At 61.9% G+C, this 21869-nt stretch carries 14 protein-coding genes and 1 pseudogene; 10 read left to right on the top strand and 5 right to left on the bottom strand.

Annotation, left to right across the window (positions count from 1 at the left end; genetic code table 11):
• The first annotated feature begins 29 nt into the window (after positions 1-29).
• The 4 genes from NKJ84_RS09635 to NKJ84_RS09620 are packed head-to-tail and all read left to right on the top strand — an operon-like array spanning position 30 to position 12262.
• Positions 30-9197: an SDR family NAD(P)-dependent oxidoreductase gene (locus NKJ84_RS09635; RefSeq protein WP_352506258.1), complete on the top strand. Its 9168-nt coding sequence runs from the start codon at positions 30-32 to the stop codon at positions 9195-9197.
• 58 nt (positions 9198-9255) lie between these two features.
• The gene (locus NKJ84_RS09630) at positions 9256-10392 is read left to right on the top strand and encodes an efflux RND transporter periplasmic adaptor subunit (RefSeq protein WP_352478377.1); all 1137 of its coding nucleotides are present in this window, start codon (positions 9256-9258) and stop codon (positions 10390-10392) included.
• Positions 10389-11537 carry an ABC transporter permease gene (locus NKJ84_RS09625; RefSeq protein WP_352506257.1) on the top strand — a complete coding sequence of 383 codons (1149 nt, stop codon included), beginning with the start codon at positions 10389-10391 and terminating at the stop codon, positions 11535-11537. The genes NKJ84_RS09630 and NKJ84_RS09625 overlap by 4 nt, the downstream gene beginning before the upstream one ends.
• Positions 11537-12262, top strand: coding sequence for an ABC transporter ATP-binding protein (locus NKJ84_RS09620; RefSeq protein ID WP_352478380.1), 726 nt, complete (start codon positions 11537-11539; stop codon positions 12260-12262). Before NKJ84_RS09625 ends, NKJ84_RS09620 begins: the two co-directional genes overlap by 1 nt.
• Positions 12263-12412: 150 nt before the next feature.
• Here the strand turns inward: NKJ84_RS09620 and NKJ84_RS09615 are convergent, their stop codons facing one another.
• On the bottom strand, positions 12413-13372 hold the full coding sequence (locus tag NKJ84_RS09615; protein WP_352506396.1) for a DMT family transporter: 960 nt from the start codon (positions 13370-13372) through the stop codon (positions 12413-12415).
• A gap of 396 nt (positions 13373-13768) precedes the next feature.
• Between NKJ84_RS09615 and NKJ84_RS09610 the strand changes: the two genes are divergently transcribed.
• Together NKJ84_RS09610 and NKJ84_RS09605 are read left to right on the top strand one after the other, a co-directional pair.
• Positions 13769-15100, top strand: a complete 1332-nt coding sequence (locus tag NKJ84_RS09610; protein ID WP_352506256.1) for a PQQ-dependent sugar dehydrogenase — start codon at positions 13769-13771, stop codon at positions 15098-15100.
• Positions 15101-15193: 93 nt separating this feature from the next.
• Positions 15194-15372 (top strand): annotated as a pseudogene (locus NKJ84_RS09605) (FAD-dependent oxidoreductase); the annotation flags it as partial.
• 81 nt (positions 15373-15453) lie between these two features.
• Here the strand turns inward: NKJ84_RS09605 and NKJ84_RS09600 are convergent.
• A complete protein-coding gene (locus NKJ84_RS09600; protein WP_352506255.1) occupies positions 15454-15705 on the bottom strand; it encodes a hypothetical protein in 252 nt (83 codons plus the stop codon).
• Positions 15706-16287: 582 nt separating this feature from the next.
• On the opposite strand from NKJ84_RS09600, the gene NKJ84_RS09595 reads away from it, so the two are divergent.
• Both NKJ84_RS09595 and NKJ84_RS09590 read left to right on the top strand, forming a co-directional pair.
• Positions 16288-16947: a L,D-transpeptidase gene (locus NKJ84_RS09595; protein WP_254817044.1), complete on the top strand. Its 660-nt coding sequence runs from the start codon at positions 16288-16290 to the stop codon at positions 16945-16947.
• A 10-nt stretch (positions 16948-16957) separates the two neighbouring features.
• Positions 16958-17470, top strand: coding sequence for an OmpA family protein (locus tag NKJ84_RS09590; protein ID WP_352478386.1), 513 nt, complete (start codon positions 16958-16960; stop codon positions 17468-17470).
• Here NKJ84_RS09590 and NKJ84_RS33225 read toward each other — a convergent pair.
• The 3 genes from NKJ84_RS33225 to soxR form a co-directional block, all read right to left on the bottom strand.
• The gene (locus tag NKJ84_RS33225; protein WP_502894195.1) at positions 17368-17601 is read right to left on the bottom strand and encodes a DUF6894 family protein; all 234 of its coding nucleotides are present in this window, start codon (positions 17599-17601) and stop codon (positions 17368-17370) included. The genes NKJ84_RS09590 and NKJ84_RS33225 overlap by 103 nt on opposite strands.
• Positions 17555-18349: a Crp/Fnr family transcriptional regulator gene (locus NKJ84_RS09585; protein WP_352506254.1), complete on the bottom strand. Its 795-nt coding sequence runs from the start codon at positions 18347-18349 to the stop codon at positions 17555-17557. The genes NKJ84_RS33225 and NKJ84_RS09585 overlap by 47 nt, the downstream gene beginning before the upstream one ends.
• Before the next feature lie 1073 nt (positions 18350-19422).
• Positions 19423-19857: a redox-sensitive transcriptional activator SoxR gene (gene soxR / locus NKJ84_RS09580; protein ID WP_127862987.1), complete on the bottom strand. Its 435-nt coding sequence runs from the start codon at positions 19855-19857 to the stop codon at positions 19423-19425.
• An 85-nt stretch (positions 19858-19942) separates the two neighbouring features.
• On the opposite strand from soxR, the gene NKJ84_RS09575 reads away from it, so the two are divergent.
• Together NKJ84_RS09575 and NKJ84_RS09570 are read left to right on the top strand one after the other, a co-directional pair.
• Positions 19943-20665, top strand: coding sequence for an SDR family NAD(P)-dependent oxidoreductase (locus NKJ84_RS09575; RefSeq protein ID WP_352506253.1), 723 nt, complete (start codon positions 19943-19945; stop codon positions 20663-20665).
• Positions 20662-21756: an S-adenosylmethionine:tRNA ribosyltransferase-isomerase gene (locus NKJ84_RS09570; RefSeq protein ID WP_352478392.1), complete on the top strand. Its 1095-nt coding sequence runs from the start codon at positions 20662-20664 to the stop codon at positions 21754-21756. Before NKJ84_RS09575 ends, NKJ84_RS09570 begins: the two co-directional genes overlap by 4 nt.
• The last annotated feature ends 113 nt before the right edge of the window (positions 21757-21869 follow it).

Below are 21869 nucleotides of genomic sequence, written 5' to 3'. Positions count from 1 at the left end.
CACGGTGTATACTAGGCGGGGGTCTGGGCATGAACATTCATCGTGGGGGCGATGCCCCTCAGCAGGTCATTGAGTCAACACAGCCAATCGCAGTTATCGGAATTGGTTGCCGGTTTCCTGGAGGAATCCAGGACGCGGACTCGTACTGGAACTTTCTCTTGGAGAAGAACTGCGGCATCGTCGATATCCCGGCGGATCGATGGAATGTCGATGCATTCTATGATCCGGAGCCCGATGCCCGGGGAAAGATGCGGACGCGCTGGGGTGGGTTTCTTGCCAGCGACGTTTTCGGCTTCGACCCGAGTTTCTTCGACATGTCGCCCCGCGAGGTGACAACGATGGACCCGCAGCAGCGCCTGGCGTTGCAAGTGGCCTTCGAGGCCGTCCAGGATTCGGAGCGCACATTGGCCGACCTGCGCCGCGGGCGCACCGGCGTGTTCATCGGAATCTCGACCAACGATTTCGCGCAGAACCTGCGCCGCGGACGTGTCGGTGGTGGGGATATTTTTGCCGGCACCGGTTCGGCGTTCTCGATCGCGGCCAACCGAATATCCCACCGTTTCGATCTGAAAGGGCCGAGTATCGCCGTCGACACGGCATGCTCGTCGGCGCTCGTTGCCATCGACCAAGCGGTGCGCCACCTGAGCACCGGCACCTGTGAGACGGCGCTCGCCGGCGGCGTCAACTGCATGCTCGATCCAGGCCCGTTTATCGCATTCTCCAGCGCCAACATGCTTTCGCCGACCGGCGGTATCTACACCTTCGACGAAAGGGCGGACGGGTTCGTGCGCGGCGAAGGCTGCGGTTTCGTTTTGCTGAAGCTTCTCGACCGGGCAATTGCCGACGGCGACCGGATCTATGGCGTGATCCGTCATTCGATGGTCAATCAGGACGGGTATACGCCGACCCTGACCTCGCCGAGCGGGGAAGCACAGCAAGCGATGCTGGAGGCGCTGGTGGAAGGCGCCGCCATCGATCCGGCCGATGTCGACTATGTCGAGGCCCATGGAACCGGCACGCCGGTCGGCGATCCAATCGAGGCGGCTGCTATCGGCCGCGTATTCGGTGTGAATTCACGCCCAAAACCGGCCTATGTCGGATCGTTCAAGCCCAATCTCGGCCACCTCGAATCGGCGTCCGGTATTGCGGGTTTCATCAAGACGGTGCTGACGGCGGGAAAGGGCATCGTGCTGCCGAACCGGAATTTCGAGCGCCCGAATCCGAGCATTCCGTTCGACGCGCTCAACATCGCTGTGGCAACGAAGCCGACGCCGATCGACCACCACGGCCGGCCGATCCTGGCCGTCGTCAACTCCTTCGGCTTTGGCGGTACCAATGCCTCCATCGCCGTGGAAGGATGGCGGGGGTTGTCCGCCAGCGCCAACCGTGCGCCAAGGCCGGTGATAGCCGGCCATCCGATAGCCGTCCCGATCTCGGCCGGCAGCACGGCCGGACTGGAACTGTGGGCCGGCCGTCTAGCCGATGCGCTGGAGCAGGGAGGCTCCCTTGCGGAGACCCCGGTCGAAGACATCACCGCCCATTTGAGCAGCGCGCGCGATAACTTCGCCCAACGGGCTGCGCTCATCGTCGAGCCGGAGCGTGCCGCGCTCCAGACCCAACTGCGCGCATTGGCTAAGGGAGCCATCGAGCAAAGCGCGGAAGGGCCAACCATCATCACCGGCAGGGCATCCAACCGTCGGCTCGCCATCGCCTTCTCGGGCCAGGGCGGCCAGTGGTGGGCCATGGCGCGCCGCCTGTTGAAGGAAGACCGTGCGTTTCGCCGAACCGCCGAGATGTTCGACGAAGTGCTGCGTCCGATGGTCGGCTGGTCGACCGTCGAGGAGATGCTGCGGGACGAGAAAAAGACCCGCATCAACGATGCCGACGTTACCCAGGCATCCATCTTCACCACGCAGATATCCCTCTACGAGCGCTGGACAAAGGCCGGCGTGCGGCCTGAGCTTCTGATCGGCCACAGCTTCGGCGAGGTCGCGGCCACCTACGTTTCAGGTATCATCGATATCGAGACGGCGGCTCGCATCATTGCCAAACGCGGCCTCATCCCGCTGAAGAGCGAGCGGCGCGGTGCAATGGCCACGATAGGGCTGACGGTCCATCAACTCGAACCTTTGCTGCCCGGTGACGAAAGCGTTGTCATTGCCGCCTACAACGGCCCGATCGCGCAAACGATTTCCGGCATGGAGGACGCGGTGCTTGGCGTGCTGGCCAAGGTCGCGGAAGCCTATCCCGATGCGACGGCCCGCCGGATGACCATGGATTTCGGATGGCACAGCGCGCATCTGGAAGACTGCAAGGAATGGTTCCTCGGCGAACTGGGTCCGGTCGCCTGGAAAGAAGGCCGTCTGCCGATCATCTCGACGGTCACCGGCATATTCGAGACGAAGTTCGACGCCGACTACTGGTGGGCCAATTTGCGCCAACCCGTCAGCTTTACCAAGGCCTTGGATTTCACCCTCGATTTCGGCATCAATACTTTCCTGGAAATAGGTCCGCACCGCACGCTGACGCCGCTCATCCGAGGCATCTCGCAGGAGCGCGGGGTAGACGCCGCCGCGGTGAACTCGCTCGATCGCAAAACTGACGATTTCTGGACGCTGGCGCGGGCCGAGGGCAGCCTTCATGTTGCCGGCGTCGAATTCGACCGGCCGAAATCGTTGAGTGGCCACGTGGCCGTTCCCAAGTTACCCTGGAACAACCAGCGCCTGCTGAATACATCCGAGGAAACCAAGAACTTCCTGTTCGAGGCACCCCGGCACGCACTGCTTGGATGGCGCGACTTCACTGCGGCGCCGTCCTGGACGAACGAAATCACGCTCAGAGGCTTCAAATTCCTGGCTGACCATCGGGTCAGCGGCGATTGCCTCTTCCCGGCCGTCGGTTACATCGAAATCATGGGGGCCGCACTGCGCGACCATTTCGGCTCTGAGTCCGTGGAACTGCGTGATTTCAAACTGTACGAAGCGCTTTCCATCGCGGAGGACGACGTCGTACTGTTTACGACGACGTTCGATCCGGTCGGTAGCAGGCTGCGCATCGCCACGTTCCATCGAGGTTCGGAGGATGGCTGGAGGACGCGTGCCGAAGCTTATGGCTTCAGCCACAAATATGAACTTGCACCAGCTCCTGCCGACCTGCTGCTGGATCGCCCGAACCTAGTCGAAAAGACGGAATTCTACCGTCTCGCCGAACGGCACGGGCTTGAATACGGTCCCTATTTCCAGTCGGTGAACGCACTCGACATTGTCGGCGACCGCCTGGTTGCCAAGCTGTCAAGCAAGGATCCCAACTTGGCGAAGCAGTATTTCGCCTTCCCCGGATTGCTGGACGCGGTGCTCCAGGCCGGCATCGGCCTGGCTTCACATCGAGACGGCGTGTGGGTTCCAGGTGAATCGCTGCCGCCGGCTAATGAAGACAAGGCCCAGTATCAGTTGCGCCTGCCGACCGGCGCCCGCAAGATCCTGCTGGGCGCTCCTTTGACGCCCGAGGTGATCGTCGACATCCAGCCGGGTCTCGACCCGTACTCGATGCGGTTCAGCGTGTTCTCGCCGGAAGGGCAGCCGCTCATCGTTCTCGACAACCTTCAGACCAAGGCGCTGGGCAAGGTCAGGAGCAGCAGGGCCAAGCAAGGTGCCGGCTCGGGCTCCAGTGTTTTCGAGGAGCATTTCGAGAAGCAGGAAGCCAAACCGGCAGCGCCCTCATTGCATTGCGCCCACTGGTTGGTGGTGGGTGATGGAACGCAGCGCCTCGAAGCGACATTGGCTGAGCTGGTTAGCCGCGGAGCGACGGTCGAGGTCGCAAACCCCGCGCCGTTCCTGAACCTCGATGCGGATGAAGCGCTCGCCACGATCCGGGCATTCATGACCAAATCGGGTGGGACAGGTGGCATCCTGTTCAGCGCCGCCACCCCCGAAAAACTCGACGACAAAGCAGGCGGGGACGAGCTTCTCGCCAGGATCACGCCTATCGTGCACCAATTGATCACGCTTGGAAAAGTCATCGACCGGCTGCACAGTTCGTCCGAACAGCGGCCCGAACTGGTTGTCGTCACGTCCGGCAGCCGGCTTGTGCAAGGTGACCAGCCGATGAGCCTTTCAGGCCTGAGTGAGAGCGCCTTAATCGGCATTGCTCGCACAATGGCAAACGAGTTCAAAGGTTTGGGCATCCGCCTTATCGATGCGGATCCCACATCGCTGCAGTCGGGGGTGAGCATTTCGGGCGCCGTGCTGGAGGAAACCGCAGAGACGGAATTCATCCTGCGTGGCGCCGAACGCTATGTCCCGCGGCTGGAGCAACTGGCTTTGCACGAAGTGGCGCCGTTGCGGCGGACGCTGGAGACCGCGCGGGATTCTTCCAACTTCGCCGTCACCATGACGGGGCCTGGCACCATCGACAACATCGTACTACGCGAAATCGCCGATCCCGAATTGGCGCCAGACGAGGTCATGGTCGAGGTCGCCGCGGTCGGATTGAACTTCCGCGACATCATGGCGGCCACCAGCATCTTGCCGGACGAGTTGGAGAATGACGAGGCATACTGGCGCAATCTCGGGCTGGAGTTCGCCGGCACCGTCCGCAGGGTCGGCGAACGGGTGACCAATCTCAAGCCCGGCGATCGCATCATGGGTATGGGCAAGGGCTACCTCAGACGCTTCGCCAAGCTCCGGGCGGATCTCGCCATGCGCGTACCCGATGGTATTGATCTGATCCAGGCCGCGACCCTCCCGACAGCCTTCCTTACCGCTCACTACGCTCTCAAACATATCGGCCGATTGGCACAGGACGAAACCGCGCTGATCCATCTGGCTTCGGGTGGTGTCGGGCTCGCCGCCATCCAGGTCGCGCATGATGTGGGGGCTCGAGTCTTCGGCACTGCAGGCAGCGACACAAAACGCGCCTTCCTGAAGACATGGGGCGTGGATGAGGTCATGAACTCGCGCGCTCTCGATTTCGCCGACGAGGTGCGTTCCCTTACGCGTGGCCGCGGCGTCGACGTGGTGCTGAACGCGCTGTCTGGCAACGGCATCGACAAGAGTCTGGAGTGCCTGGCGCCCTTCGGCAGGATGGTCGAAATCGGCAAGCGCGATCTCGCCGACGACAAGCCGATCGGGCTTCGCTCGCTTTATCGCAACAACGCCTATTCGGTCATCGATCTCTCGACGCTCCCCGTCGAGAAGGAGAGCCTCTTCAGGCAATTGCTGGTGGAGGTGGAGGCTAAGGTTGCCGCCGGCGTCTATAAGCCGCTGGAGGCGACCCGCTTCCCGGCATCGCGCGCGGCAGAAGCCATGCGCATGCTTTCGCGAGCGCTGCACATCGGTAAGGTGATCGTCACTTTCGACGAACCTTCCGTGGACATCGAACTTGACCTCGGCGCACAGTTCGCCGTCTCCGCTCAGGCTTCCTACCTCGTCACTGGTGGGCTCAAGGGATTTGGCGTTGCGATCGCCGAGTGGCTCAGTCAGAAAGGCGCGGGAACCATCATCCTTGCCAATCGAAGCGGTGTTCCAGATGCCGAAGCGGCTGTGGCCATCGAGATCATGGAGCAACGTGGCACGCGCATCGTTCGCGCCGCTCTGGACGTGACCGATGCTACTGCCGTCGGCAGGCTGATCGGCGAATATGCTGGGGGTGACGCTCCTCTGCGCGGCATCGTGCACGGCGCCGCGGTCATCGAGGACGCTTTCGTCTCGCAGCTCGATGCAGGCAAGATCGACCGCGTGCTGAGGCCGAAGATAGCCGGCGGGTGGAACTTGCATGTCGCCGTTGTCGAACACGATATTCCGCTGGATTTCTTCGTGAATTTCTCGTCGATCGCGCAGGTTATCGGTTCGTCTGGGCAGGCCAACTACACAGCGGCCAACTCTGTTTTGGACGCAATCGCCACGTACCGCAGGGGTCGCAACCTGGCCGGCTCGTCCACCGCCTGGGGCATGATCGCCGGCAGTGGATTCGTTGCCAGGTCGGAAGCAATGACCAACTATCTCGATAGCGTAGGCATCAAGCCGGTTCAGGATTCTGAAGCGGCGGCGGCCCTGTCCTATCTTGTGCGCGCCAGATCGGAGAATCTCGGCTTTGCCAATATCGACTGGGCTGCGATCGCACGCACGAACCCCGGCGCAGCGACGAATCCGAGGATTTCGCCGCTGCTTGGAGACAGAACCGGAGGGCGGTCTCGCATTCAGGCCGAGCTTGCAGCCGCGCCGCGCGAGGCGTGGGACGACCTGCTCGCCGACATGATCCGGCGCGAAGTGGCGAAAGTCCTCAAGGTCGAGGCAAGCGCCTTGGCGGATGACCGCAAGCTCAGTGAGCTCGGTCTCGACTCCCTCTCATCGTTCGAACTGAAAAACCGCGTCGAGGCTCAGGTCGAAGTCGACATCCCTGTCGCCAAGTTCCTGCAAGCGCCGACGATCGCGGGACTGTCGCGCCTCGTTGCTTCCGCTTTTGAGGCGAAACTGAAGGCGTCCGCCTTGCAGGTCCTGGCCGCACAAGCGAGTTCCGATGGCGTTGCAGCGCAGGAAGCCTTCCGGCCTCTTGGCCGCCAGGTCAATGCGATGATGCTGGATGGACTGCCGATGTCGTCGGCGGTCGCAAAGGCGGACAATCAGATCCTGGTCGAGACGAGTATTGAGCCTGGCGTGTCGCTGGCCGCGCTTGCGACAAGATTGGCGCGACTGGTCGAGCGACACGACGCGCTCCGGATGACCGGTGCGATATCGGCGTCCGGCGCCGGGGAGATCGGCTTCGAGGCTCAACCGATTGTTGAAGTGCTTTCGCCGGGCGGTCGTTTGGGCGATGTGGCGCTGCCTGGTCCGCTATGGCGGATCGGCGCGTGGCAGCGGCAGGATGGCGGTCACGATCTACAAATCCGGGCTCATCGCGCGGCTGCCGACACGTTGTCGGTTCATCTTTTGCTTGCGCAGCTTGTGCAAGACGAAGCAGAAGCGGTCGAAGCAGGGCCTAGTTTTACCGACTACGCGCGCGCAGCTCATCCGATGCCCGGATCGAGCGAGTATCGTCGCGACCTCGCCTATTGGAAGGAGATACTTCACCACGCGCCTGCGATCGCACCGATCCCCGGCCGCAGTCGTGCCGCGTCTCCCGTCGGTATGGGAACCAACAGGGGCCGTATCGGGTTGCTGGAGATCACGCTTCCAGCAGCAGCATTCGCGTCGGGATCGGAGTTGCCGGCCGCGCGCTTTCTGGCCGCCTATGCCAAGGCCTTGGCAAGCCGCCTCTCGCTCCAATCAATCGTCGTCGACCGCTGGTATAGCGAGCGCGGGCAGGGAGCACCAAGCGGATTGATAGGCCCCTTGGATGGGTCCTATCCGATTGTCCTGCGAGCCATGAATGAACTCGGTTACGATCTGCTGAGGAAGGTCGAGCGTGCCGACGCAAACGGCCACGCGCATCGGTCAATGGATACGTCGTCTCTGGAACTGGCGCTCGAAGAAGATCTGCGCATTCGCCATGTTTCGCTGCGCCAATTCGGCTTCGCTTTTCTCGACCGTAGCCAAGTTACGGCGCTCGCCGCCTTGGACCATCCTCTCGATGCGATCCCCGCATCCGCGCACGAGATACAATTGTCCGCAGCGACCAGCGAAGCCGGCGTTGTCTGCCGGCTGACCGTGGATCTCGACGTTGTCGAAGAAGCAGCAGCGCGGTTGCTACTCGATCAGTTTCTCGACGAGCTTTCCTCCGAGCTCGAAACGTCAGGCCGCCTGGTGCCCATCGCAATGGGCTGGAGTCTGCGCGAGTGGTCCGGTCAGCCGAGTGGAGGCCAGGATGTCGAGCGCTCACCGCTCAACGGCGTGCCCAACGTCGAAAGAGAGATAGCAGTAACTAGCACGCAATTGGGATTACTGCGTTTCCAGGAACATCCAGACGCGACTTCGCATGCGCGTGCCGCATTCATTGTAAGCAAGGAGTTCAAGATCCGGCCGCAAATGGACGCCGATCGTCTCAGACGGGCGATCGAAACGGTCATGGCGCGACACGAGGTGATGCGTACCCGGTTCTTCCGCAAGGGGGCTAGATACGGCGCGTATCTGGAAAGGACCCCGACCGATTTCTTCAGGGTCGAGCAAGTCGCCGACGAATCCGAAGCGTTAGAGCGCGCAACCGAACTCGCGCAGGAAGGCATAGATATCCAGGCGCCGATGTTCCGTGTCACCGTCATCCGGTTCGGCTCCGAGAGCGACCTTATCGTCGCCAAGGCACATCATCTCGTTGTTGACGGCTATTCCCTCGGCCTCATCGTCGAGGAAACAGTCAAGGCTTATCTCGGCCTGCCTCTTGATCCGGTGGAAATGAGTATCGACCGATTCATCCGGGATTTCGACCATGTCGGAAAGCCTGGTTCGTTCGAACGGCGCGACGCATTCCTGCGCAAGGTATTCGCCGAGCCCTTGCCGCAAATTCCCAATCTCGGGCGCAAGGCGAAAGGCCGCCGGACGAATGTCAACCTGATCGATTGCAGCCTTAGCGAGGACGTGACGCTCTCGATAGCCAGCGACCAGCAGGATGCGCTGCGCAAGCGTGCCAGGGCAGCCGGCACGACGGAAACGGCCATGATCATCGCGGCCTTTGCGCAGACCATCGGGTCGCGCGGCGGCGTGGACGATATGGTGATGCAGGTTCCAGCAGCGTTGCGCCACGACCGGCGGCTGGAGAACTATGTCAATTTCGTCGCCTCGGACGTCCCTGTGCGTGCGCGGCTGTCTCGGTTCGAGACAATCGAAGCGTTAGCCGGTTCGCTCGGAGAAGGGATCGAAGAGGCTATCCAGTTCGCGCCCTTCATGGATTCGAACTACTTCGGAGACGTGCATGACGAAGTCGTGGCCAAGGGCTCCTATACCTCCCTCTTCGTCGCCGGCACCCAAACAGTCGACAGATGGACACGCGCCACGCAGTCGGCCCCCCTTCAAAGGGCCCATGCCGGTGGCGAACTTGATCTCGGCATGTTCAAAGTGACGCCCCTGCCTGACATGCGACGAGAAAAACCACGTACCAGCGAGATGGATCTGCGTACCTTTCCGACCGCGAACGGTCTTGGTCTGACCTTGATATTCGACCAATTGGGCTATGACCGTGCAGAAGCAGAAGATATCCTGAGGGAAGTCATCGAACGACTGTTGGCTGGGCAACCGGCGGTCGATGCAGCCGAGCAGGCGGCGATATAGTGATGCGTCGATTCAGGGGTCAGCGGGGCCGGTGGAAGCCGGTGCAGGTAAAAGGCACGTGATTCGCTTCATCTTAATCTTGTTTGCCGTTCTGGCGGCAGTCGGGCTCTTTTCTGGTTGGTATATCTGGCCTGCTCAGGTGGAGTCCTATGTCGCCCAGCGAAGGCTGATCGCGCGTGAAATCGCCGGACCCGGCCTCCTTGGTGCAACCAACCAGGTCGTCGTGACGGCAAGGATCCAGGCATTCCTGGCCGACGTTCGCGTCGACCGGAATGACGAGGTAAAGACCGGCGATATCCTCGCCACGCTAAACGCGACTGAAATCGAGTATCAGCTTGCCGCAGCGGTCGCCAACGACCGGGCCGCGGCGGAGAGCGTGCGCGAGGCCGAATTGGAGCGTGACCGGCTGGTTATCGCCGCCCGTACTGCAAAGGCAGATCTGGATCGCAGGAAGAGCCTGCTCGCCAGCAAATCGATTTCTCAGGCCGAGTTCGACCTCTTCGAAGGCACCCAGAAGCAAGCCGAGGCCGCATTGGCGCGAGCGACCGCTAGCATCGAGCGCGCAAAGGCCCAGGCCGCGGCCGCCTCCGCCGAGGTCGAGCAGATACGGAGCCGTTTCGGCGAAACCTCGATACGCTCGCCTGTCAATGGGGTGGTGGTTTCCCGCAGCCGCACGGTGGGAGACCTGCTTTCTCCGGGCGTCGAACTGATGCAGATCGTCGACCCGACGTCATTGCTGGTCATGGCGCGCTTCGACGAATCCGCGATGGGGTCGCTTCGGCCGGGGCAAGTAGCCAAAGTCACCTTCTCATCGGATCCGCAACGGCCCTACGCTGCTTCCATTGCGCGGATCGGCCGGCAGGTCGATCAAGAGACGCGCGAGTTCACGGTCGATCTTAAATTGCGCGAGGTGCCGGCGAACTGGGCTGTGGGTCAGCGTGCAAGCGTCACCATCCAAGCGGAATCGCCGTCACCGGGCATCGCGGTGCCACAGCGATTCCTGGCGAGAAACCAGGGACGGGTGGGTCTTTGGATTGCACATGACGGGCGGGCCTATTGGGCTCCTGTTTCGCTGGGCTACTCCAGCGGCACCGATATCGAGATCACGCGCGGCCTAAAGGTCGGTGATGTCGTGCTCAGTCCGACAGGCCGCTTCCAGTACCAAGCGGTTAACCTCCAGGCATTGAGCAGGTGAATCTCGCGGTCAAAGATATCAGGCATAACCTGCTGAGGTTCATCCTGACCGTTTTCGGCGTCGGCCTGCTGATGGCGGCGACGATCGGCATGCTGGGCATGTATCGCGGCATCGTCTACGAAGCCTTGATCGTGATCGACGGCATTGGTGCCGACCTCTGGGTCGTCGAAGGGGGAAAGTCCGGACCGTTCGCCGAATCCTCCGCCGTACCGGCCAATCTCGATCGCCGCGTGGCCGGTGTGGCCGGTGTGGCGGCAACGCGCCGGTTCATCCAATACAACCAGCAGTTCGAAATTGACGGGCTTCCGCTGCGAATGTCCGTCACTGGTGTGGACTATCCAAGCGACAGTGGCAGCTGGATACCGTTGATCGCCGGCCGGTACTTCCAATCAAATCGCTACGAGGCCATAGCCGACAAGACTTTAGGCCTGGTTGTGGGTGACGAGATCCGGCTTGGACGAGATAGCTATACGATTGTCGGCGTGTCGTCCGGGCAGGTCGACATGGGTGGCGACGGATTGTTGTTCGTCACCATCCCGGACGCGCAGGTCATCAACCGACTGCTGCCCAGCGAGGCGATCCTCCTCAACCGTGCGGCCAAGGGCAAGACGCGCATGGGTCTCGGCGACGAGACCGGAAGTGTCGCTGCGGTCATCGTCGAAACTCTCCCGGGCGCTGACAAGGAGGTCGTGCGTGACTCGATCAAACGCTGGGGCGACGTCGAGGTCCTCACGCAGCAGGACCAGGAAACGCTTCTACTGGACGGCCGCCTCGGCAAGCTCCGCGTCCAGATCCTGGCTTTCACGACGATGACGCTGCTGATCTGCTGCGCCGTCATAGCACTGACCATCTATACGATGACAATCGAGAAGGTCGCGCAGATAGCACTTCTGAAGCTGATCGGCGCCCGTGACCGGGTGATCATCGGCATGATTGCGCAGCAGGCGGGGCTGATCGGCTTTTGCAGCCTCGTTCTGGCCATAGCCATCTCGTTTACGATCTATCCGAGATTTCCGAGAACTGTGCTGATGACCGAATCCGATCTTGGCGTGTTGTCGTTCGTGCTGATGGCACTCAGCCTTGCGGCCAGCTGGTTTGCGATTCGTCGCGCGCTCGCGGTCCGTGCCCAGGAAGTGTTGGCCTGATGTCGAAGCGCCGCCTCGCCACGCTGGAGGTTCGGAATGCCAGCAAGGTCTACGAGAGCGGCGGCTCGCCGGTCACCGCGTTGGCGGCAGGTTCGCTGACCTTGAGCCCCGGCAGTGTTACCGGCATCGTCGGGCCCAGCGGCTCCGGCAAGACGACGCTGCTGATGATCGCCGGTCTGCTGGAGACACCGACCACGGGAGAGGTCCTGTTCGACGGCAAGGTGATTTCGCGTCCCGGTGCGAAGCTCAACGAGCTACGAGCCTTCAGGCGGACCCATCTTGGGTTTGTGTTCCAGAAAGCGAACCTGATCCCCTTTCTCACGGCCGCCGAAAACATTGCCATCGCCATGCAGGTCAACGATGTCGGTCGCCAGCAGGCGCAGGCGCGAGCCAGCCGGCTTCTCGCCGCGTTGGGCATCGAACATCGCGGCTCCAATTATCCTTCCCAACTTTCCGGCGGCGAACAGCAGCGCGTTTCAATCGCCAGGGCCTTGGCAAACGATCCCACCGTTATTCTAGCCGACGAACCTACCGCCGCACTGGATGGTACACGGGCGGAGATGGTGATGAAGGTTTTTAGGCATCTGGCGGACAGCCGCAATGTCGCGATCTGCGTTGTGACCCACGATACGCGCTGGAAGACTTATTTCGATTCGATGCTCGAGCTCGAGGATGGGCGGGCACGAGAGCCGTCTCCCTTTGGCATGATGGCTGAACGGCATTGATCACCGCTCGACGCGGCCATGGCGGTATTTCCGCAGAGAAGATGTTATCGCGATCCAACACGCGCCGCCTTCAATGTCATGGGCCGCACCGGCCGAAAAGACTGTCAAAGACTTACGAGTTACTGGCCGAAGCGGCGGTGCTGAGGTTCACTACGCGACACGCACCGTGCGCTGCCTCGGCTTGATCGCGGTGGCGAGCAGCAGGCCGGCGATGATGAGGGCGGCGCCGGCGAGATCGTAGTCGTGCAAGCTTTCGCCGAGGAACAGATAAGCGAGAACGGCGACGAAGGCGGTCTGCAGATAGAGCAGCATGCTGGCGCGCCCGGCGCCAAGCGTCTCGACGCTACGGTTGTAGAGATAGTACATCAGGGCGCCGCCCGGGCCAGCAACATAGGCGAGGGCCAGCAGGCCGTTCGCATGCAGCGCCGAACGATCCCCGGAAAACAGTTCCCAGAGATAAAGGGGCAGTGCGGCCAGCGCGCCGGCTCCCAGCAGCAGGACCACCATCGGCAGAAGCTCGATAGCGAATTTGGCGCGACGCAGCAGCACGGTGTAAAGGCCCCAGCAAAAGGCGCTGCCGACGATCCACAACTCGCCGGGATTGAATTGCAGCTGCATCAGCGCGGCAAGGTCGCCGCGCGCCACGATCACCACCATCCCGGCCAGAGCGACCAGCGCTCCAAGCGCTTTCCAGACACCGAGGGGCTCGCCGAGCACGAAGCGGGCAAGCACCATCGTCATGATCGGCGACAGCGCCATGATGATGCCGGCGGTTGTCGCGTTGGTGTAGTTGAGGCCCGTGTAGATCATGCCCTGACACAAGGTTAGCCCGATGGCGCCGATGACCAGCACCTCGATCACCCGGGATTGGATCAGCACGAGCATCGCCCCGTGATGACGATGGACGATAGGCAGCAGGATCGCGCAGGCAAGCGTCAGCCGCCAGAAGCAGAGTGCCCAAGGCGGCATCTCGGGGGCAACCCACTTGGCGGCGATATAGACGCCGGCCGACAGGAGCCAGCAGAGCGTCGCGAGAGAATAGGCGAGCGGGAGTGATGCGTCGGGTCTCGCCTTCGCTACACTTGGATGTGCTATCGGCAGCGATTGGATATCCGTCTCCTCCCACCGCAGACTTTAGCAGATTTGCAGCGCCTTGCTAAGCAGCGACAACAGCTGTTTCACCAGCCAGTGCAATCGGTGGGTCATTGTGGGTCCCGCCGTTCACGGTCTCGTTCCATTCCAACGCATGTTGGCCCATGAGCAACTCGATACCGAAAAGCGCAAGCCGTATCGATTTCGCGCGATACGAATGTGAGATTCATATCGCGCGACAGATATTCGGGCGGTTGCCACAATCTCCTCGCGCCATATTTCTACCGAGAGCAGATCTGTCGCGAATTCCTGGCCCTCGGATCACGCGCCGCTGTTTCGAAGCAATTGGAAGAATAAGCCACTGATTTCCGTTTACACAAAGAGCACGACGCAAATCCATGCGGAGGACTTCCGATGCATGCCGGCTTCCGAGGAAGCGTACTCGTAGCGGTGTTGGGAGCCGTCATGGCGAGCTGCGCTGGCATTCCGGCGCAAAAAGCCGAGGCAATAATCGGCTATGGCCCCAACCCCACTTTACCGAAACCAAGACCGACGCTGATCCCGACTGTTAACATCGCCGAGGCGAAAGGCTGGCAGAAAGGAGGTATGCCGACCCCGGCGAAGGGGCTGGCAGTGAACGCCTTCTCTACCGGCCTCGACCATCCGCGCTGGCTGCATGTGCTTCCGAACGGCGACGTGCTGGTTGCTGAGACCAATGCCCCTGCCAAGCATGACGAAGGCTTCAGTCTTAGAAAGGTCTTCATGGACCTGGCTATGAAGCGGGCCGGCGCCGCAACCAAAAGCGCCAACCGCATCACGCTCCTGCGCGACACTGATGGCGACGGCATTGCGGATGTGCGAACGACGTTCGCGGAAGGCCTCAATTCGCCGTTCGGCATGACGCTGTCCAAAGGCAAGCTCTTTGTCGCGAATACCGACGCACTCGTCGCTTTCCCCTACTCCAACGGCCAGACCCGAGTCAGCACGTCGCCGGAAAAGATCATCGACTTGCCGGCCGGGGACCTCAACCATCATTGGACCAAGGACGTGATCGCAAGTCCGGATGGACGCAAGCTCTATGTCACCGTTGGTTCCAACAGCAACGTTGGAGAAAACGGCATAGCCGCGGAGAAGAACCGCGCCGCTGTCCTTGAAGTGGATCGGTCGAGCCGTCGTACTCGGGTCTTCGCCTCGGGCCTGCGCAACCCGAACGGGCTCTCCTGGAATCCTGAAACTGGCGAGCTTTGGGTCGCCGTGAACGAGCGTGACGAGATCGGCGACGACCTCGTGCCGGATTACATGACCTCGGTTCGTGACGGCGCCTTCTATGGCTGGCCCTACAGCTACTACGGACAGAACGTCGACGAACGCGCCAAGCCGCAGCGCCCCGATCTCGTGGCGACGGCGGTCAAGCCCGACTACGCCCTGGGCTCTCATACCGCCTCGCTGGGACTGACCTTCTCCAAAGGCGCCCGGCTCGGTCCGGCCTACGGCAACGGCGCCTTCGTCGGCCAGCACGGCTCGTGGAATAGAAGCGTGCATAGCGGCTACAAGGTGATCTTCGTGCCGTTCCGTGGTGGCAAACCGAGCGGCCCTCCGAAAGATGTGCTCACTGGCTTCATCGGGCGTAATGGCGAGGCGATGGGCCGTCCGGTCGGCGTAGCTATCGATCAGACTGGCGCACTGCTCGTCGCCGACGACGTCGGTAATGTCATCTGGCGGGTCCGCCGGGCGAATGGCCGTTGAGCGCAGGTGCCTTTCTGATTCCGACCTCAGCCTTCGGCTACAGCGCCACGCCCGATATGACTTCATTCGGCTGCGACTCGATGCAAATGCCAGTTGACGACACCGCGCCTGCCGCATGTCGGCCGCTACGGCGAGGTCTATTTTGCGCATGGCTATTCGGGCAAGGGGTGATCCTGTCGACGCTGCCGTTCCCCGGCGGCACGGCGCTGAGCGGCCCGCTCCACGTGCTCGGCATGCTTTGGTACGCACTGCGCGACCGCATCAAACATTGAGCGCAGGCAGTGGCAACTTCTGTCCCGCAGGATCAAGCCTGCGTAGCCTGGACGCCGATAGACTTGCCTGCTTTTCCGCAGCTAATAGATAGATATGATTGCAGGATTAACCATTTCATAGCCCAGGCGCGGCTCCGATTTGTCTTTCGAAATCCCGCTGGAGACAGTTCCGGTTGAACTGCGATCCAGCTTTGTTTCCCTGGTTTTCTTGATCGTGCTGCGCGACAGGTCGGCGCAGGCCGACGCTGTGTTGACCAGCCTCTTTTTCTCGTGCGCAACGGCGGCGGTGGATACGGCAATCACCATTGCCGCACAAATAATCGCCAATCTCATTGATTCCCCCTTAGAGCACCGCAAACGTGTGGTCGACTGCCTTGAGACGCCGGCGAAGAGATTACTCGCGCCTGGCCGATCCATGCGGCTTCCGACTGCCCAAGAATGTGACTACATTAGCTGCAGCGCAAGTAACCATTTCGGACTAGGCAACGGGTTCACCCTTCGACGGAAAGCGGCTGAGCTGCCGGCGAAAAAGCAGGCGTTTTAGCCGTTTCCGCCGCCGGGCGCCTTCTGAGAGCGATGCAGTCGATCGCGACGGAATGCGGCTATGCAGGAGGCTGGCAGAATAGCGCGACCGCTCTGCTTCGAGCGCAACGCTCGCCGGCCAGAGGCTCGGAATCACCAAAGTCGACGACGGGATTTGGCTCGTCTCCGTCATGCACATTCGTGCTCAAGGCTAACTCGGCGCAGCTTCGTTGCGGCACCGGCGGGCGCGTACAGCGGAGTGCTGGAATGGCATCTGTTCACCGCCCGCCAGTCCGCTTCCGGCGGACTGCAGCAACGCGGCATTTTCCACTTTGAGGCGAAGTAATTCTCAACTATGGTTGAGCTAGGCTTTTGGCATGGGGGATATTGCCGATGGTTTTGTCACGCAGGGGTGTCGTGCTCGGCGGCCTGGCGCTGGTCGCGGTGGGTGCAACCAGCAATATTGCTCAAGCCGCGGCGGCAAAATCCTTTTTCGCGGGTACCGCCAGCGACAACAATTTTGTCTATCGCAAGACCAACTTCGCCAAGATCGACAAGAGATGGCATCGCCAGATCGTCAAGTATTTCAGCAGCGAGCCGGTCGGCACCGTCGTGGTCGATACCCGCCACCATTTCCTCTACGTCATCATGGAAAACAAGACCGCCATCCGCTACGGCGTCGGCGTCGGTAAGGACGGCTTCAAATGGTACGGCCGCGCGACGATCGACCGCCGCGCGCTGTGGCCGGATTGGGTCCCGCCCCCCGAAATGCGTAAGCGCAGGCCGGAACTACCGCCCATGATCGCAGGCGGCGCGTCCAACAATCCGCTCGGGCCGCGCGCGCTCTATCTGCACCGCGACGGCGCTGACACCGGCTACCGCCTGCATGGCACGCTTGAGCCATGGAGCATCGGCACCGACGCTTCCAGCGGCTGCATCCGCATGTTCCCGGAAGACATCATCGACCTCTACCAGCGCTGCCCGATCGGCACCGCGGTGCAGGTCCTGCCGCACATCGCCGACCAGGCGCCCGCTTCCACCACTGTCGAATGATTGGCGCCTCATGAACCGTATGATTGAAAACACGCGCCGGCTGCTCGCTGCCGGCCTGCTGATGCTGGTCGCATCCTGCTCGACCAGCAACACGCTCGCCCCTTCCACGCCTGACATTACCAACACCGAGGTTGCCGGCTTCCAGAACGTGCAGCCGGGTAGCGAGGAGGATTTTATCCTCAATGTCGGCCGCCGCACCTATTTCACGCAAGGTTCGGCCGCGCTCGATTCTGTCGCCAAGGCCACCCTCGACACCCAGATCGCCTGGTTAACAAAGCATCCGCGCTGGCTGCTCAAGCTGCAGGGTTTCGCCGACGATCCCGGCGCAAGTGAAATGGCGCTGTCGCAGCAGCGCGCCGATGCGGTGATGGACTACCTCGCCGCCGGCGGCATAGACCGCAACCGCATGTGGGCCAAGGGCTACGGCAAGGACAGGCTCGTCCGCGACTGCCCGGACACCGCCTGCAGGTCGCAGAACCGCCGCGTTGTGTCTAATTTGCGCGATGAGAGGGACGAGTCGTAGAGGCTGTCCATGCGGGTTCGGAAGACGAGATCGTGCGCGGTGGCGAGCGCATGCTCGCGCAGATCCTCCACGTTTGCCAGTTCGTCACCTTCGTGATCGGGTATCAGCCGACCGCGGTAACGAATGTTCATGAAGTAACGCAAGTCCGCCACTCATCTCTCTCTCGCTTGATCGGGAACTGGAATACGTTGGAGTATTCCCTCTCGGCGAGCCGTAGGACTGGCCGGCGATCTGTTCCAGCTTCGCTCGATCCCTCATCCCGACGCGACCACGCGTGGCCCTGATCGCACCGGCGCCCTCCAGCATCTGCACTGCAAGTGTCACGCCCGGACGACGCGCGCCCAGCATAATGCTCATGAATTCGTGGGTGATGGGCATGTCGTCCTGCTCTAGCCGGTCGTGCGTCATGAGAAGCCAGCGCGCGAGCCGCTCCTCGACGGAGTAGCCGGCGTTGGCATAGGCCGTCTGACTGACCTGCACGATGAAGGTATGCACGAAACGCAGAAGGAGCGCGCGCAGCGCGGGGCTATGGTCCATAGCGGCCTGTAGCTCGCCCGCCCCAATGCGGAATGCTTCGCCTGCGACCTGGACCAGGCAGGTGTGCGGCGAACGGTCCACGCCGAGCACGATGGGGGCACCCACCAGGCCCTCCGATCCCACCATGCCGACCTCGAACCGTCCTTCCCCGGTGTCGGCGACGATTGAGGCAACCCCATATTCGGGGAAGGTGACATGGGTGATCCTTTGATCGGCTCTGAACAGATGTTCGCGCAGTCCAAACGACACCGCCTCCAGGTGCGGCTGCACCAGGACAAAGTCGTCAGGCGACAACGAAGCCAGCAGACGGTTGCGAAGGATCGATTGCTGAAGCTGAGCCATGCCCACAGCCTCCGTTTTGGAGCAAGAGCACGAGCACACCTCAGCCATTTCTCAGCCGCTTGCGCCCTAACGATCAGCAAGCGATCGTATCCTCCTCAGATCCTTGCGAAGCAATGGTGAACCCATTTTTCAGCGTCAGATCGGAGCTTAGGTACAGATTCGTACCGACATGTCTAAATGCAGACTTGCTTTCCACGGTTCTGGTCTAGAAATGCGTACCAAATCGCTCCTGGTAGTGGTCTTTCCCCAAGACTGATTTCGGCAGTTTGGGCACCAGTAGCCACGTGTCAGCAAGTTCGCTCGCGCGGCCTCGGTGGCAAGCATAACGAAAGGAACCAAGCTGCCAGGGCCAGGTTCGAAGCCGGTTCCTGAAGAGGTCAATCCATGTCGCGCGCGTGTCGCGTGGATTTGCGAGTGTCGCAGGAAATCCTTGCAAATCACCGGTGGCTGCTTGCAACATGGCGCGAAACACAATCGGCCAGCTTTAAGGGCTAGCCGATTGTCAAGTTTACTTGAGAAATTCTTGGTAGCGGGAGACCGCTACATCGCAAGACCCACTATCGAAGAGGCGTTCTTTTGCTATCGTCGGCAAGCGGCCTGACAGCAAATCGAGATCGAGCAACCACGAACTCGAAATTGCGAGTCGGGACGATGATGGATGGGACGAACTGCGCCGAAAAAGCTGAGAAATTCGGATACTTAACGTAAAGCCTTGGGTCATGGGTCATGCGGTACCGAATGCAGTACCGTTCGGGCGATCAACCAACGATTGGAAAGGTTCCCCAACCGCCGATCAATCCGATCAGCCTGTGCCAACGCGCAACGGCTCCAATACTCAAACGTTTCGGGCGGGACTGAAGAGGTTGATGACTGCCGCACCCGGAGCGGTTCGACGTATTTCCTTATTTCGCTTGGCCCGCTGAAATGCAGCCGCGTTTTTAGAAGGAACGACCGTCTGACAGGACGACGCAAGCACTTGATGGCAAGGCCGTCGAGTGGATGGAGAAAGTCAGCGACGAACAATATCCCGCTGAACGTTACAGGGCAGCAGCGTCTCGCACTTGCCTGCCAACTCACCCCAGCCAATACCTCGGCCCCGGCCCCTTGCGTCCTGCCATATCGGCAGGGTTCGCAAGGCTACACCGGTCGATCGACAGACAGCCGCAACCGATGCACTCGGTAAGCCCGGACCTCAGGCGCTGCAACTCGGCGATGCGCTGGTCGATGCGCTTAGTCCACTGGCCCGACAACCGCGACCAATCCCGACGCGACGGCACGCGATCGGCTGGCAACTTGGCGAGCTCGGCGCCGATCTCCTCAAGCGTCAGCCCAATTCGCTGCGCGAAGACGATGAAGGCGATCCGGCGCAGCACGGATCGCGGATAGCGTCTGTGTCCCGAGCCGGCCCGCTCGGACGCGATCAGCCCGCGCTCCTCGTAGAAGCGCAGGGCCGATGAGGCGACGCCGCTGCGCCGCGACACGTCGGTGATGGTCAGCATGGAATCCATGCATGAACGAAAGCACGATTCCCGCTTGACTTCAAGTTAACTTGAACTTGTAGCAAGGGCCATAAAGCTTGAAGGAGCACCGGCAATGCAGTCGAATATTGATCTTCAAGGACTTCGCGTGGCGGTCACGGGCGGCACCTCCGGGCTCGGAATGGCGCTTGTGCGGCAGCTGACCGTGCAGGGTGCGTGCGTGGCCTTCGTCGCTCGCACCGCCGCGAATGTCGAACGCATCGCTGACGAGACGGGCGCGCACGGCATTGTCGGCGACGTCGGCAAGAAGGAGGACACCTACTCGATCGCACTACAGGTCACTGCCAGCCTCGGCGGGCTCGACGTCCTGATCAACAATGCCTCGAGCCTCGGCCCTGTCCCTCTGGCGCTCCTCGCCGATACTGAGTGCGAGGAGCTGGAAGTGGCGCTCGCGGTCAACCTGGTCGGCGCGTTCCGGCTGACGAAGGCCCTGTTCGGTGCGCTTGCCGCGTCCGCACGCGAGGGCCGTGGCGCGATGGTGATCAACATCTCCAGCGACGCGGCGGTGAACGCCTATCCCGGCTGGGGCGCGTATGGGGCGAGCAAGGCCGCTCTTGCCCATCTGACGGCGATTTGGGAGGAGGAGGCGAAAGCCGACGGCATACGGCTCCTCGCACCCGACCCTGGCGACATGGACACCCCGCTGCACGCGCTAGCGCTTCCTGACGCCGATCCGTCTACATTGAAACGCCCCGAACTGGCTGCTGCCGAGATCATCGAAAAGATGATCGACGCGTTACAGGTCCGCGCTACGCTTCACGCCGGGGCATGCGCATGATTGCCGCCGATCGTTCCGATCGGCGCGCAGCCAGGCTGTTGGTCGTCGAGGCGGACGGCACGATGCGCGACCTGCCGCGCGCTGGAATCGCGACGCTATTCGGTCCCGGCGATCAGGTCGTCGCCAATGACGCCGCGACCTTGCCTGCCAGCTTGCACGGCACGCATGTCCCAAGCGGTGAGGCGATCGAGATCCGCCTGGCGGGCTGGCTGTCACTTCCCGATCCAACCCGTTTCGTGGCGATTGCCTTCGGCTCGGGCGATCACCGCACGCGCACGGAAGACCGGCTGCCTCCACCTCCGCTGTCACCAGGCGATCGCCTCCGGCTCGGCTCGCTTGACGCCGTCGTCGAGCGCCTTCTCGACCATCCACGCCTTCTCGAGTTGCACTTCCCAGGCAACCGCGCAGCGGTGCTTGCAGGACTGGCGCAGCACGGCCGGCCGATCCAATACGCGCATGTTCCCCAGCCGTTGGCACTGTGGGATGTTTGGACGAAGATTGCCGCCGGGCCGGTCGCGTTCGAGGCGCCGTCGGCAGGCTTCGCGCTCGACTGGCGCACGCTCCAAGCCTGGCGTCGGCACGACGTTGGCTTTGCAACACTCACGCATGCTGCGGGCGTGTCTTCCACCGGCGATCCCGCGCTCGACTCGCGCCTTCCCTTCGACGAGCCATACCGCATCCCTGGGCGCACCGCGGCGCAGGTCGCGCGGGCGAAGCTGCGCGGCAGCCGCATCATTGCGATCGGCACAAGCGTAGTGCGCGCACTTGAAGCAGCCGCCAATCCCGGCGGCAATGTGCGTGCCGGAAATGGCATTGCGACAGGGCGCATCGCGCGGGGCACGCGGCTTCGCGTGGTCGATGCGATTCTCACAGGCGTCCACCAGCCCGGCGAAAGCCATTTCGAGCTCCTGCGCGCCTTTGCCGATGATGCTCTGCTCGCTAAGGCCTCCGCAGCCTTCACCGCGTATCGATACCGCGCGCATGAATTCGGCGATTCCATGCTGCTCAATCGCCAACCGCTGCTTCTATCGCGCGAACGGAACCGTGCCGAGGTGCTCGAGACGAAGCCTCTACTCGAGGCGTGGCTATGATGTCGGCAGGTTCGGTGGCATTCCGGGCCGCACCGCGAACGTCAGCTTCGGAGAAGTGGAACAGACCCAAGGTTGATTGACGATTCTCCCCAGGTCCACCCGGTTCCGAACCG

The sequence above is a fragment of the Mesorhizobium sp. M0048 genome (assembly GCF_040323405.1).
In the GTDB taxonomy this organism is placed as follows: Bacteria; Pseudomonadota; Alphaproteobacteria; order Rhizobiales; family Rhizobiaceae; genus Mesorhizobium.
Note: the sequence above shows the minus strand (reverse complement) of the source record. Positions and strands in the feature narration are given on the sequence as shown.

What these genes read in the sequence shown, in the direction of transcription:
- NKJ84_RS09635 (WP_352506258.1), top strand. Translation starts at nt 30, where the DNA reads ATGAACATTCATCGTGGGGGCGATGCCCCTCAGCAGGTCATTGAGTCA.
- NKJ84_RS09620 (WP_352478380.1), top strand. Translation starts at nt 11,537, where the DNA reads ATGTCGAAGCGCCGCCTCGCCACGCTGGAGGTTCGGAATGCCAGCAAG.
- NKJ84_RS09610 (WP_352506256.1), top strand. Translation starts at nt 13,769, where the DNA reads ATGCATGCCGGCTTCCGAGGAAGCGTACTCGTAGCGGTGTTGGGAGCC.
- NKJ84_RS09600 (WP_352506255.1), bottom strand. Translation starts at nt 15,705, where the DNA reads ATGAGATTGGCGATTATTTGTGCGGCAATGGTGATTGCCGTATCCACC.
- NKJ84_RS09595 (WP_254817044.1), top strand. Translation starts at nt 16,288, where the DNA reads ATGGTTTTGTCACGCAGGGGTGTCGTGCTCGGCGGCCTGGCGCTGGTC.
- NKJ84_RS09590 (WP_352478386.1), top strand. Translation starts at nt 16,958, where the DNA reads ATGAACCGTATGATTGAAAACACGCGCCGGCTGCTCGCTGCCGGCCTG.
- NKJ84_RS33225 (WP_502894195.1), bottom strand. Translation starts at nt 17,601, where the DNA reads ATGAACATTCGTTACCGCGGTCGGCTGATACCCGATCACGAAGGTGAC.
- NKJ84_RS09585 (WP_352506254.1), bottom strand. Translation starts at nt 18,349, where the DNA reads ATGGCTCAGCTTCAGCAATCGATCCTTCGCAACCGTCTGCTGGCTTCG.
- soxR (WP_127862987.1), bottom strand. Translation starts at nt 19,857, where the DNA reads ATGGATTCCATGCTGACCATCACCGACGTGTCGCGGCGCAGCGGCGTC.
- NKJ84_RS09575 (WP_352506253.1), top strand. Translation starts at nt 19,943, where the DNA reads ATGCAGTCGAATATTGATCTTCAAGGACTTCGCGTGGCGGTCACGGGC.
- NKJ84_RS09570 (WP_352478392.1), top strand. Translation starts at nt 20,662, where the DNA reads ATGATTGCCGCCGATCGTTCCGATCGGCGCGCAGCCAGGCTGTTGGTC.